The 13664-nt window shown below is 66.1% G+C and carries 10 protein-coding genes; 1 reads left to right on the plus strand and 9 read right to left on the minus strand.

The annotated features are described in order from the left end of the window. Nucleotides 1–141 precede the first annotated feature (141 nt). On the plus strand, nucleotides 142–1368 hold the full coding sequence (locus KF724_08465; GenBank protein MBX3355717.1) for a hypothetical protein: 1227 nt from the start codon (nucleotides 142–144) through the stop codon (nucleotides 1366–1368). A 70-nt stretch (nucleotides 1369–1438) separates the two neighbouring features. On the opposite strand, the gene KF724_08470 is transcribed toward KF724_08465, so the two are convergent. The 9 genes from KF724_08470 to KF724_08510 form a co-directional block, all read right to left on the minus strand. Further along, a complete protein-coding gene (locus KF724_08470) occupies nucleotides 1439–3442 on the minus strand; it encodes a hypothetical protein (protein MBX3355718.1) in 2004 nt (667 codons plus the stop codon). A gap of 92 nt (nucleotides 3443–3534) precedes the next feature. Further along, the gene (locus KF724_08475) at nucleotides 3535–4314 is read right to left on the minus strand and encodes an aquaporin family protein (protein ID MBX3355719.1); all 780 of its coding nucleotides are present in this window, start codon (nucleotides 4312–4314) and stop codon (nucleotides 3535–3537) included. A gap of 9 nt (nucleotides 4315–4323) precedes the next feature. Further along, entirely contained in the window at nucleotides 4324–5979 is a 1656-nt protein-coding gene (locus KF724_08480) for a glycerol-3-phosphate dehydrogenase/oxidase (protein ID MBX3355720.1), read from the minus strand. Beyond that, nucleotides 5976–7484 carry a glycerol kinase GlpK gene (glpK, locus tag KF724_08485; GenBank protein MBX3355721.1) on the minus strand — a complete coding sequence of 503 codons (1509 nt, stop codon included), beginning with the start codon at nucleotides 7482–7484 and terminating at the stop codon, nucleotides 5976–5978. The genes KF724_08480 and glpK overlap by 4 nt, the downstream gene beginning before the upstream one ends. 89 nt (nucleotides 7485–7573) lie before the next feature. Further along, nucleotides 7574–10108: a hypothetical protein gene (locus KF724_08490; GenBank protein ID MBX3355722.1), complete on the minus strand. Its 2535-nt coding sequence runs from the start codon at nucleotides 10106–10108 to the stop codon at nucleotides 7574–7576. Nucleotides 10109–10143: 35 nt separating this feature from the next. After that, nucleotides 10144–10659 (minus strand): DinB family protein, encoded by a 516-nt coding sequence (locus KF724_08495; GenBank protein ID MBX3355723.1) that lies wholly within the window; start codon nucleotides 10657–10659, stop codon nucleotides 10144–10146. Between the two features lie 62 nt (nucleotides 10660–10721). Further along, complete coding sequence (locus KF724_08500) at nucleotides 10722–11789, minus strand: ThiF family adenylyltransferase (protein MBX3355724.1); 1068 nt, start codon at nucleotides 11787–11789, stop codon at nucleotides 10722–10724. A gap of 42 nt (nucleotides 11790–11831) precedes the next feature. After that, on the minus strand, nucleotides 11832–12722 hold the full coding sequence (locus KF724_08505; protein ID MBX3355725.1) for a hypothetical protein: 891 nt from the start codon (nucleotides 12720–12722) through the stop codon (nucleotides 11832–11834). Between the two features lie 159 nt (nucleotides 12723–12881). Then, entirely contained in the window at nucleotides 12882–13658 is a 777-nt protein-coding gene (locus tag KF724_08510) for a hypothetical protein (protein ID MBX3355726.1), read from the minus strand. Between the last annotated feature and the right edge of the window lie 6 nt (nucleotides 13659–13664).

Genomic DNA, 13664 nt, shown 5'->3' on the forward strand with positions numbered 1-13664 from the left:
TTGCGATCCGGGATCAATGATCCTCGGCTCGTCTTCACCCGCGATGACGCCGGGACGATTGACCAAGCGGAACACAAAGGCCAGTTGACCGGCCCGCGGCCATCGCTTCCCCATGCCGTCGGCTTCTATCATTGCGGCATCATGGACCTGCGCCCTTCCGGCTTCGAGTTCGCCCGAGTGCTTCGCCTGAGTCTCCGCAGCGCCTGGTGCACAGCCGCGGCGCTCCTCCTCACGGTGCCCTGCTTGGCGGTCACGGCACCTGCGGCAAGTGATGACTCGCGCGGTGAGAGGTCGCCCCGCGCACTCGAGACTCAAACGACTGCATCTCCCGCGCCGGCCGCCGACCCTCAATCCACCGAGTCGCCGCAGCACACGCCATCGGCTTCACCCTCCGCGTCCCCCACTGCCACAGCGCCGGATCGCACCGACTCCCCCGCCCCTCGGCCGAACACACCCGAGGCCCAGAAGGCTCCGGGCTCTCACTATGAGCGAGTGGGATTGATCGGGGCGAGCGCCACCGCTGGCTTTGGCGTGCGCGTTGACGCCGTTGGCGAGGATGGCGTGTCGCGCGAGATTCACGCGGCCGATCTTGGCGATGTCTTCCTCGCGGCCAGCCAGCGACCCGTGACCATCAGTCGCTTCGCATCGCTCTGGTTCTTCAACGATCCGCTCTCCACGGGTCGCGGCGCCATCGATCGAATGCTGGCGTTCAAGCCCACCTGCGTCTTCGCCGTCGACTTCCTCTTCTGGTACGGGTACGGCTCAACCAACGCGCAAGGGAGGCGGCTTGAGAACGAAGAGCAGCGCCTTGGGCTGCTCGAGGTCGGGCTCTCCGAACTTGATCGCATCGTGAAGACCGGCATTCCCGTCGTGGTCGGCGACTTCCCCAACATGGAGGCCTCCGTGGGCCGAATGCTTCGCGCGGAGCAGTTGCCGAAGCGCGAGACGCTCGAGAGGCTGAATGCAAGATTGCACGAGTGGGCGAAGACGCGCCCGAATGTCCGCGTTCTTCCACTCTCGACGCTCGTCCCCTCGCTTGAGACGGGGCAGAGCGTCGATATCCGCGGCCGAGCGTGGAGCAAGGCGAATGACGGCGAACTCATTCAGCGCGACAGGCTCCATCCCACCTTTGCCGGCGCCATGGCCATGCTGGCGAAGGCGTGCGAGCTGATGGATCTCTGCGTCGCGTCCGATGGGGATGGCAACACCTCGTCGGCAACCGTGGAGACGACGGTGACGGTCTGCGACGAGACACTCTGCTTTGAACCGGTGAAGCTGCGCGAGCGCTTCATCCAACAGGTGCGTGAAGGTCGTCGCCGCTCGGCTCCGAACGACGCCGGTCCGCCGCAGCCATCCAACGCCGAGTGAGGCCACGCGGCTCGACATCCGCGCGGTTTGACATCCGCGCGCGGATCGTCACGCTCCCCTTCCACTCGGCTCAGTTGAACTCTGAGGCCGCCTCGCGCAGCGCACGCTGCGTGGCCGCATCCTGAGAGCGCTCCGCAGCTCGAAGCAGCATGCCACGGGCGAAGTCGCGGCTTCGAAGGCGAGCCACTGCCGGAGCAAGCCTCGTGAGATCAATATCCACGCGCATCGGTCGCGGGTTGTTCGCGAGAAGATCCACGAGGTCGACCGAGTCGATCGTCTGGAAGCGCGGGTTCACGAGCGCCCACAGCATGTCAAGCGCCTCGGTATCGGGGTCGGAGACGGCGCGGAGCGCATCGACGAAGCCGTCGAGGTCGCGATCTCGAAATAGTGGGCCGAGCGCCGCACGCGCAGCGCCTTCGCGTGCGCCCTTGGCGACCGCCACGCTCCAGAGCTTGATGGCGATGGCGTCATCGCCGAGCTTCGTGAGCTCGGTCAGGGCCGCCTTGAAGTTCTGAGGCGACGGCTGCTCCTGGCAGGCGCGCATGAGCGCCGTTGCCGTGGTGCGCAGCGACTCGAGCGTGCGACCTCCACCTGCGACCGTTGACGGCTCGACGGTGTCCGCTGGCAAGCGGCGGCGCACCGGCTGAATCGGTGGCCCCGCCAACATCAGCGGATCCCCGATGGTCGCGACGCGCCACGGCGCCGCAAATGGGCCTTCCCAGTGGCGCGACGCGATCAGGAACGGCACCATCGAGGCGATGCGCTCCATGACGACACTCGGCGGAATGAATGCAGGAAGGAAGGGCTCCTGCACCGAGCCGACATAGGCATAGACGCCCTGGTCGAGCCACCTCGCACCGATGGTGTTCGCGAAGCTCGGGAACTGGAGGGAGAAGCTGTGCACCTTGTAGAGCACGAGCGGCCGGGCAAGGAGCGGAATGTCGACGGCCGTCCCCTGGTTGTCCGGCGAGGTTCGGCCGGGTAGCCCCAGGTCGAAGGAGTGCGGCAGACCGCTCGAATTGAGGAAGAGCACATCCATGTCGAAGCCCCCCATCGAACGACGGTGCCAGGCGCGAAGTGTCGCCTCGGGGCCGGTCAGTGGCTGCGACTTGTATCCCCCGCGCTCGAACCGCTCCTGAATGGACATGACGCTGAAGGCCGCCATGTCACCGCCCTCGCCATAGGAGTTGATGAAGGTGAATCGCTCGCGCGACAGGAAGAGACTGCACATCGCCGCATAGGCGCTCCGCGCCGAGTCTCCCCAGATCACACCGCAGAAGGCATAGCGGCTTCCGTTGGGGTTGCGGCAGAGCACATCGGTGACGGCGAGGGGATCCTTCGGATCGGTCGGTGGAGCCCCCGGTGCACTGAAGCGCAGGCCGGGCGGAAGGTTCGGCGTGCACTTCGCGGCGATCGTGCGGCAGATCGTGCATGCGTCGAGCTGATCTCCCAGCGAGCCGAAGGAGAAGCGGCTCGCACGGAAGATGTCGGTGATCGCCGAGGCCATGCGGTCAAAGCGATCACCATCGAGCACATCGGACGGTTGGCCGAAGTTGCCGTCGAGGAATCCAAGCAACTGCCCACGGCCCGCCGCGAGGGCAACCGCCGCGGTCCACGCCGGATCTTCGGTCGAGGTGATGACGACACCCGCGGGAACAAGACCCACACGCGCGAATGCAGCAGCGGGCGTACTCTCGGCGCTCCCGCCCCAGGCGCGCGCCACCGCGCTCTCAAGCGCCTTGCGTCGCGAGGGAATGTCCTGCGGCAGCGGTGCCGCCCGATCGGTCCGCCGCTCAACCGACGCTGGTCGGAACGCACGAATGAAGAGCGGAGTCCAGCGATCATCCTCGATGAGCACCGGCCACTGCACGGTTGTTGACCAGCGGGCGATCTCGTCGAGATAGGTCGCCTCGTCGGGCACGAGTACGACGCGATCCATCACGGCGATCTTCTGTTCCACATCGGCCACGCGCAGACCGAGGCGCACAGGCCATGGAAGGTTGGCCATCGCCTGTCCACCATCGGCGGGCGGCGCCGCGGGGGCACCTCGACCCGGCGCCTGCGCAACGGCCATGGAGACCATCGCCACGAGCGCGCCCAGACACGCGGCGCCGATTCGGCCGTGAAGAGACAGACGGCCACGACGCCGTTCACATTCGCGTGAGATCACAATCCCACGACCTTTCCAACTCCCGCCGCCGCGAGACCCCCGATCGTGGGACCCACCAAGGGCACCCACGCATAGCCCCAGTCGCTGCTGCCCTTGCCGGGAATGGGCGCCAGTGCATGCACCAGTCGCGGTGCGAAGTCTCGAGCAGGGTTGATCGCGAAAGTGGTCGTTCCGCCAAGCCCGAGCGCCACCGCCCAGAAGAGCAGCGCCATCGGAATCGCTCCGATCGCGCCGAGCTCGATGTTCACCGCCGAGAGCGCCTGAATCGAACTCGGCGTCACGCCCGCCGCCGGGGTGATGGCAGCCTCGCGAAACGCAAGCAATCCGAAGACGAAGATGAAGGTCGCCAGCGCCTCGCTGAAGCAGTTCGAGAGCGGAGCGCGAATCGCGGGCGAGGTCGCGAACGCCCCGAGTTTGCGCGAGGGGTCATCCGTTCGTCCCCAGTGGGGCAGGAAGAGCAGCCACGCGAGAATCGCACCGATCGTGGCGCCCGCGAACTGCCCGCCGAGGTAGACCCCGAGGCTCGAGGTGGGCAATCGCCCCATCTGCCAGAACCCGAGCGTGACGGCGGGGTTCAGGTGCGCACCGCTTGCCGGGGCGGCGACGGCCGCTCCGACGAAGAGCGCCATCGCCCAGCCCGTGGTCAACGCGATCCAGTTTCCGCCGGCGCCTCCGCCCTCACCTCGCGTGCGCGAAAGGAGCAGATTCGCGGCGACGGCGCTCCCGATCAGGACGAAGAGCGCCGTGCCGACGAGTTCGCCCATGAATGGGGTCATGCGCGCAGTCTACTCCGCTGCTCCGGATGCTGAACGCGGCGCGCCGCGGCTTCGGTCGGAAGCCGCGAGGTAGCCGCGCGCCAGTTCAACGAACGCATTGACCTCATCGGCTACCCACGCGCGGCTGCGACCGAGTTCGCTCGCCATCACCTCGGCCACGCGCTCGGCGCACTCCATCGACGCCCGGGCATCGAGCAGGAGCGCCCGGGTGCGCCTGGCCAGCACATCCTCCACTCGAAGCGCCCACTCGTGACGCACCGCCCACACGGCGAGGCCGAGCGGATAGGGCAGCCGCGGCTCCATCAACCTTCCCCACTCCGGGCGCTCGGCAAGACACGCCTGAACCGCCGCCTGTTCGGCACCGTAGGCGAGCGCCCACTCCTCTCCCGGCTCGCGCTGCCGGCGCCTCTCGACCTCCTCCCGGGCCAGCCATCCATGCAACTGAAGGGCGCGCGTGGAACTCGGCGGCGCGGTCAGACCATGTTCGCGCACGGCGCGATCAACGGTCTCCTCGGCCATGCGCCGATAGGTGGTCCACTTGCCGCCGACGATGGTCACCATGCCGCCCGAGCCGACAAAGATCTCGTGATGCCGGCTGATCGACTTCGTGGACTGCGCCTCGCTGCCGGCGTGCGCCGCATGCACCAATGGACGCTGCCCGGCGAAGACGCTCAACACATCGCTTCGCCCGGGATCTCGCTCGAGATAGCGGGCGGCATTCCTGAGAATGAACTCGATCTCCTCGTCGAGGGCGCGTGGCTCGATGGCCGGCTCGCGCATCGGCGTGTCAGTTGTGCCGACGATGACACGACCGTGCCAGGGAATCACGAAGAGCACTCGACCATCGTCGGTGTGAGGGACCATGATGGCGCTCTCCCCGGGCTGAAAGTCGCGGGGCAGAACAAGGTGCACGCCCTGCGCCGGCTCGATGACCGGCGCGACCGATGGGTCCTCCATTCGGCGCACGGAGTCGGCAAAGATGCCCGTGGCATTGACGACCGCTCGTGCACGGACATGAAGCGTGCGGCCACCGGGTTCATCGTGAACCACAACGCCGGCCACTCGACTGTCCGGTCCCCGCCAGAGTGAAGCGACCCGGCATCGAGTGGCGATGAGAGCGCCGTGCGCCGCCGCTGTTCTCGCCAGTGTCACGGCCATGCGAGCGTCATCGAACTGCCCGTCGTGATAGGCGACACCGCCAAGCAGGCCATCGCGCTGCACATTGGGAATGGCGGCGATCGTCTCCTCGCGGGTGAGGATCCGACTGGGCCCAAGGCTCAGCGACCCCGCGAGCGCGTCGTACAACTTCAGCCCGGCGCCATAGAAGGGTGCCTCCCACCACGCATAGCGCGGCACCACGAAGCGCAGGTCGTGGACGAGGTGCGGCGCGTTCTGCGCCATCAGGCCGCGTTCATGGAGCGCCTCGCGCACCAGGCCGAGATCGAGCTGTTCAAGATAGCGCACCCCGCCGTGCACCAGCTTCGTGCTGCGACTGCTCGTCCCCTGCGCCAAGTCATGCGCTTCGACCAGTGCCGTCGAGAGACCTCGCGACGCGGCATCGACCGCCACACCGAGACCGGTCGCCCCGCCCCCGATGACCAGGAGATCGAAGTGCCGATCGCCAAGCGCATCGAGGACGGCTGTTCGTTGATCGAGCGCGGTCACTCGCTCTCCTGCGGGGCCCAGCCCTTCGCTCGCTCGATCGCGCGTCGCCAGACCGCCAGTCGAGCCTTCCGCGCCTCTCGTCCGATCGAGGGACTGAAACTCCGATCGACCCGACGATGCGACTCCATCGCGCGGTCTCCACGGAAGAGCCCGGCGCCGACCCCCGCGAGCAGCGCCGCTCCGCGCGCGGTCGTTTCGAGATCTTCGGGACGCGAGACGCGCACGCCAAGAAGATCCGCCTGAAACTGCATCAGGGCATCACTGGCGCTGGCCCCACCATCGACTCGAAGCTCCGCATCAGCTCGGCGGAGGTCGCGCACCATCGCCTCGTGCAGGTCGCTCACTTCGAAGGCAATCGCTTCCAGCGTCGCCCGCGCGAGGTGAGCGCGCGTGGTGCCGCGCGTGACACCGAGAATGGTGCCGCGCGCCCGGGAGTCCCACCATGGGGCGCCGAGGCCGGTGAAGGCGGGCACCACCACGACTCCGCCTGAATCGGGCACGCTCAGCGCGAGCGGGCCGACCTCGCTCGCGCGCTTGATGATGCCGAGACCATCGCGAAGCCACTGGATGGCGCTGCCTCCCACGAAGACGCTTCCCTCGAGCGCATACTCGATCGGCCCGCGATCAATGCGCCACGCAACGGTCGACAGCAGGCGCGCCCGGCTGCGCACCACGCGCTCTCCGGTGTGCACCAGCAGGAAGCACCCCGTGCCATAGGTGCACTTCGACATGCCGGGCCGAATGCAGCGCTGTCCAAAGAGTGCCGCCTGCTGATCCCCCGCAATGCCCGTAATCGGCACGGCCGCACCGAGCAGGGAGCGCTCGGAGAGCGCCAGTTCCCCTGCGCTGGGGATGATCTCGGGCAGCACGGCCCGTGGAATGCGAAAGGTCTCGAGCAGTGACCCATCCCACGCGCCGCGCCGAATGTCGCACAGAAGCGTGCGCGAGGCGTTCGAGAGATCGGTCGCATGCACACGACCCGCGGTGAGGTTCCAGAGAAGCCAGCAGTCGATGGTGCCGACTGCAAGTTCCCCCCGCTGCGCGCGGGCCCGCGCTCCGCGCACATGGTCAAGAAGCCAGGCGATCTTCGTCGCCGAGAAGTAGGGATCAAGAAGCAGGCCCGTGCGCGTCGAGATCTCCTTCTCCGCCCCCGTTGCCCGTAGACGCTCGACCTCGTAGGAGGTCCGCCGATCCTGCCAGACGATGGCGTGCGCGAGGGGCCGTCCGCTCGCGCGCTCCCACAGCACCACGGTCTCGCGCTGGTTGGTGATGCCGATGCCCGCAAGATCACGGGCGCGGACTCCTGCCTTCCTCAGTGCCGCTCGCGCCGTTCGGAGCTGGCTCGTCCAGATCTCCTCCGCATCGTGCTCCACCCACCCGGGCTGCGGAAAGTGCTGCCGAAATGCCCGCTGCGCGACCCCCTTGATGCGACCCGTCGCGTCATAGACGATCGCCCGCGAACTGCTCGTGCCCTGATCGAGTGCAAGGAGATGGGTCGCGGGCATGTCGAACGATCACGATACGGTCTCGGGCGCTCTGCCGCGCCCGAGGCACCACCGGCCGGGTGCGAAGCGAGTCGGCGACCTTCCGACACTCACCACGGCGACCGGCGTCCAGACTGGCCGGTTCGCGCCGGATCCGTCAGGTTGCGGAAGTGGGCGAGCTGCTCGGGGGTAAGCACGGCTCGAAGGCGAGCTGCGGCGCGAGCATTGACCTCGTTGCGCTCGAACTTCATCCGCTCGATTCCGCGCTCACGATTCTGCAAGGCCATCCAGTACTCCTGGTTGTTACCTCGTGACTCTGGCATGGGTGCCGCCGTTGCCGCGAGAATGCCATCGCAGGCGATCTCGTAGGCCTCCTCGTATTCAAAGAGCGCCTCGACCACGGCCACGCGCTGGGCGTCGGTGAGGTCGGGCAGCTTCTCAACCTTGGCGAAGGTGTCATGCAGTGCCGCGGAGTCGTTGAACACACCCGGAAAGTGGGCTCGATCGCGAGTCCGGTCGAGGGCTCGCCCACGCGGCTCGGGAAGAGTTTCGATGACCGCGTCGATGGCGGCCCGCTGAGTGGCCGAGCGAGCCTTGTTCGCCTCCCTCAGATTCGCGGTGACGCGCTCCATTCTTCGCTGGAACTCCACGCCGGCACGGGCCTGATCCTCCATGTTGAGGCTGCCGACGAAGATCTCCGCCTGCGCGACCTCCATCTCCCGAGCCGCATTCAGGTTCACCTCGAAGGCGCGCCGCGCGGCGGAGTCAAGAGGCTCGAGGTGGGCCTGAAGGACCTTGGTGATGATCGCTCGCTCGTCGGAGGCGGGTTTGAAATCCTCGAACAGGATGGCCACCACATCCAGCGGCTGTTCGGCGTTTGGCGTGAACTCCATGGATCGAGCCTGGACGCGACCGAGCGTCCTCGTGGATCTTCCGGCCTGCTCCACCTTCACGCTCGGGGCATGTTCATCACCAACGATCGCCGCGAGGCTGCCGAAGAAGTCGCGATCGATTTCGTCACTCATCGAGATGATCTTCGGGATGAGCTCGAACGAGGCTCGCACCTTCTCAATCGACATGCGGGGCGATCCGTCGGAGAAGTCGTAGATCGAGCCGCGGAGTGCCATGAACTCCTGTTGAAGGGGCTGCACCTCCTCGGCGAAGCGAGCCATGTAATCGCCATGCAGAGTTTCGATCATCTGCTGCGTGGACGCATCGAGCGCGAGGTATCCCAGGAGCCGCTTGAGTTCCGCCACCGAGTAGGGCCGGATTTCATTGCTCACGGAGTCGAGGGGGATCCCAACCTCCCACGACACGAATCGGGCCGGAGTGTCGTCGTCTCCTCCTTCATCGTCACTGGGCGCGACTTCGAGAAACATCCGTTCAGAGAGGTCCACCTCGACCTCGCCCATGCCACCGACCCCTCTCAGCTTCTCCGCTTCCTCTGGAGGAAGGTGCGAAAGGATCGACTGGATCGCCGACTCCACCACCTTTGCGCGAGCTTCGTTGTCTTGTCGCTGCCGCTCCGCCTCCTCCTGCCAGAGGTCAGGCGAGCCCATCTCTTCCGGATCGAACTGCCGCGCCATCATCTGCTTCATGGATGCATCGATCGCTGCCTCCGAAGCATCGAGCATTGAAACCACGCGCCGGACGGTGTCGGCCGTGATCCGATCGATGGCGTCCTTGGACTCATCGCTCACGCCCGGTCGCTCCTTCGCGCGGCGGGCGATGTTGATCAGTTGATCGGGGAATTGGCCTCCCAACTGTGGGACGCCCGCCATGAGCCAGCGTGGATGCACCTTGACAAGGGCGTCGAACGAAATCTGATCACGGATCTCCCGATAGGAGCGACGATTGATCTCAGCAACGCGCGCACTCGACTCCGCCATGGCGGTGAAGATCTCCCTCATGAGATCCGCCGTCTGTCGGTACATCTCCATCGCCTTCTCGGGATCTTGCTGAGCCTGAACGAGCGCATCACCCCACAGTCCCATCTTCTGAAGGCGATCCGTGAAGTCCAGGAGCAGGCGCTCCGTCTCGTCCGAACTTCGGCGAGCGACTCCCAGCAATCGGGACTCATGCTCCCGCAGGAGCGGGTCGATGCGCGCGAGCTCCTGTTCGTTGAGACCGGCGGTGTAGAAGAGGTCCCCGAGGTCTACACGGCCGCCGCCCCCCATCGCATTGCCGATCTCGGCGAGAAATCCGGATCGGAGCACCTGCGTTTCGCGGACCCATCGGACGCGCTCGACCGACGCACGCTGATCTTCGGGCAGCGCTTGGGCGACCTCGGTGAGAAAGGCGGCATCGAGAGTGTTGATGCGCCCGCGGAGCGAACTGTACCGTCGCATCCACGCGCCCATGTCGCCGCCCGTCATGAATGGTGGCGGCTGCTTCTCGAAGGCATCGAGATCGGAGTCCTGGAGCTTTCGGAACTCCGCCATGTAGCGGTCATGCGCGGCGTGAATCTCCTCGCGCGCCTCGGGTGATGGCCGCACATAGCGCCCGAGCGATCGCTCCAGCGCCTCGGTGGACATGGGTGGAGCGAATCCCTGTCCCTGCGCCATGGCCTTCGGTGCCGGCATCAGAAGCGCAGCCAACACCGCGACCAGCGTCACCACGGTCATCCGCACACGAGTCATTTCCATGTCGAGCTCCTTTGGGGGCACTGCCCCTCTGCGTATCACATCGCCGAGCCGAGGCCGATCAAGCGCCGCCAAGTGCTGATCTGGCCCAGATGCATCATGTGGTGAGGTCCCACGAGGAAGATCACCGCAGCTCCGATCGTGGGCATGAGTTCCTTCATCCGACCCTCCATTGGGTTCTCCGTGAAGAATCGTTCATCGGGAACTCCGGGGAGCACATCGGCGACGACGGCCCAGCGGGTCTCGAAGCGCCGAACGATCTCCTCCTTGGGGAGATTCGACGGGCCTTCGACACAGGGGGTTCCCGCCTTGTACGCCTCAACGAAGCGCTGATCGGGCGCCGCGAGGTCGGCGCGACCGATGAGCTCCAGCGTGCGCTCCGCATAGATGGCCAGGTGTCCGAGACACCACGCCGGGTGATTGATGTTCTTGGCAGGAAGATGAGCGAACTTCTCCGCGGGAATGTCACGCACGAGCTGCTGGGCGTACCCGAGAGACATCCGTAGCGAAGGAACGATCAACGAGGCGAGGCGGGGTTGCGTGGCGGTGGTCACCGAGAGTTCTCCTTGAAGCGAAGATGGTACCGGCAGGCTCCCACAGGACGCGGTGTGCCCCACTAGATCCCCACGAAACGGCCGTAGACGCTCCTCGCGAAGGCAAGGTCCGTCGATCCGCCGATGATCGCCCGGCCATCGGCGAAGAGAGTCAGCTCGACCGGATGCCCTTCGGGTGATTCGATCGACGAGAGCGTTCCTCGAAGAAGGCCGTCGCGCTCCGTGAAGGCGCCATGGTGCGCGAGTCGCTGTGCCACGCTGGCCAGGTCGAAGGTTGCCTCGGATCGGCTGCCGTGGCGCTGCGCGGGTGCAATCTGGACGGCGCCGCGACCGCAGAGCACCGCGGCATCGATCACGGGCGCCGCAAGCCACTCGAAGCTCCGCCCCGCACAGCATGGACACGCCGCGTCGGGTCTCTGAGCGGAGCCGATGGTCGTCACTCGAACTGCGGCAAGATCGATCGCGTGCAGGCCATTCGGCACAAGGTCGCTCCGACCTGCGGCGACTCGTAGCGCGTCGGCGGCGGCCAATGCCCCCACGGCACCGATCACTGGCCCGAAGACACCAACGGTGTCGCAGGTTCCCAGCGCTCCAGGCGCCGGCGCCTGCCGAAAGAAGCAGCGAAGGCACGGGCGCCCCGGCAGGACTGCGAGGGTGCGCCCTTCCATGCCCACAGCGGCGGCATGAATGAACGGGACGCCGTGGGCGACGGCGTAGTCATTGAGCAGGTAGCGACCTTCGGCGTTGTCCAGTCCGTCGATGATGACATCCACGCCTCGAAGAAGCGCCTCGGCATTCCCCGCGTCGAGATGTTCCACACACGCATGCAGGCGAGCGCTTCGATCGATCTCCCGAAGGCGCTGTCGTGCGGCCTCCGCCTTCGGCGCGGCACGCTCGGCGTCGCGCTCGGTATAGAGCGACTGCCGCTGGAGATTGCTCCACTCGACCGTATCTCGATCGATGAGCGTCAGCGTGCCGATGCCAGCCCGCACCAGCCACTCCGCCTCCACTGAGCCAAGCGCACCGCACCCGACGACGGCGGCATGGGCGCGGCGAAGCCGGGTCTGGCCATCGTTACCAAGCCACTCGAGCAACCGCTGTCGATCATGCCGTGCGTCTGGCCCGCTCACTCCACCACTGTAGAGCGTTGCGCCCGGTGCGCCACCACTCGGTCAGCACGGACCCCAGTTTCCGAGCAGCAGGGCGATGTCCACGCCATCGGCGAGGCCGTCGCAATTGAGGTCCCCTAAGTAGAGAGGCGTGACCCCCCAGAACCCGAGGATGATCGCGATATCGGCGCCGTTCACCACCGAGTCGCCATTCAGGTCACCGAGGCAGCCTGTCACGGCAATCACCTGATCCGCCGACGCACTGTTGCCGCAGTCATCGGTTGCGGTCCACTCGATGATGATGGGCGAGTCGAGATAGCGATACGGAGCCGTGAGCGTGAGCTCGCCATCGCTGCGCTGCCAGGTGATGACCGGCGCGCCGCCACACGGCGAGGTCGCGGTCGCGAAGCCGGGATTACCGCCGATCACGCATCCGGCCAGCAGCGGCAGCGCCCATGACTGATCCGCTGGCGGCGTGATGGTCGGACCATCGGTGATCGACAGCGGATTCAGCGACTGAAGCGTCGGATTGATCGGTGTCCCATCCTCCATCGAGAGGCGAGTTTCAAAGACAGGGTCACTTCGGAACCAGACGAGATCCGCAACCGGGCATGGCGAAGGCGTGGCAAGGGTCAGAAACACCAGTCGTGAGAGGACGACATCCCCGTTCGTGTCGCCTCCACCCGGCGCAATTCCGTTGGCAAGGTCGATGTGCCCCAAGACCGGGTTCGACGCGAAGTAGATCGGGAGATCAAAAATCGGGTCGCCGCTCATCGGGCCGACAAAGAAGAGATGCGTCGTGTCATAGGCGATGAGCGCCTGCCCGCCCACCCAGGGCTTGGCGGTCGCGCCGATCGCGACATCCACGATGACCACATCAAGGACACCGGCACACGGGTCTGCCTCCAGCGCCATGACCCCCGGTGGAGTCGCCGACGCAACGGCACCGAACAAGCAGGCAATTCCTGCGGAAACCAATGCACCAAAGGTCCGTCGAACTGCACGATGACTCATCTCTCTCTCCTTCGCTCTCTCGATTCCTGGATTCATTGACCTTTCGTTCCGCGCGGCCCGGAGTGCCATCACTCCCGAGCTGGCGGCCTCTCACCACACCTACGAGCCCGGACAACTCCCCCACGCCCCAAGCACGATCGCGAGATCTGCGCCATTCACCACCCCGTCCTGATTGAGATCGGCGGGCGAGCCGGGGGCCGGACCCCAGACTCCAAGAACGATCGCGAGATCGGCGCCATTGACCACCCAGTTTCCGTCGAGGTCAGCCGGGCAGGGAAGCACCTGCGTGACCTGGGCGTGGGTGAATGTCCCGGTGACATCGAGCCCGGCCACTGTTCCGTCATAGACCACCGTCTCGGCGGGGAAGTTCACGGTGAGATCGCTCAGGATCTCGACCCATGTCTCCGCGAACGCCGAAAGCACCTTGAACTTGAATGTCGTGATCTGCACACCCTGCACGGGAACCTGGACCGGTTGACCCAGCGGGGCAAGGGCGTAATAGAGGCCATTGCCATCCTGCGGAGGGACAACCTCGTTGATGCCGGTGTAGTCGACTGATGGATTGGGGAAGTACGACGCGAGCAGCGGCACGGACCCCGCCTGCGACAGCCCGGTGAGCTGAAGATGGGCTGGGTTCCAAGCGAAGATCAGGTCCAGCGCCGCGCAGGAGAAGCCTGTCGGGAGCATGGAGTCAATCGGCTCTCGCTTGAGGCGCACCTTGATGTCGATCGTCTGTCCGACCACTACGGGACCGGGCGGTCCGACCAATTGAATGCCGATGAGCGCGTTCTGCCCTCGAGCGACACCCATCATCGCGAGCGCCAGGAGCGCCGCAAGGCATGTCCAACGGTCAATCACTCTGCCTACCTGAAGCATGGTCCC

It is taken from the genome of Phycisphaeraceae bacterium (genome assembly GCA_019636735.1).
GTDB lineage: Bacteria > Planctomycetota > Phycisphaerae > Phycisphaerales > SM1A02 > VGXK01.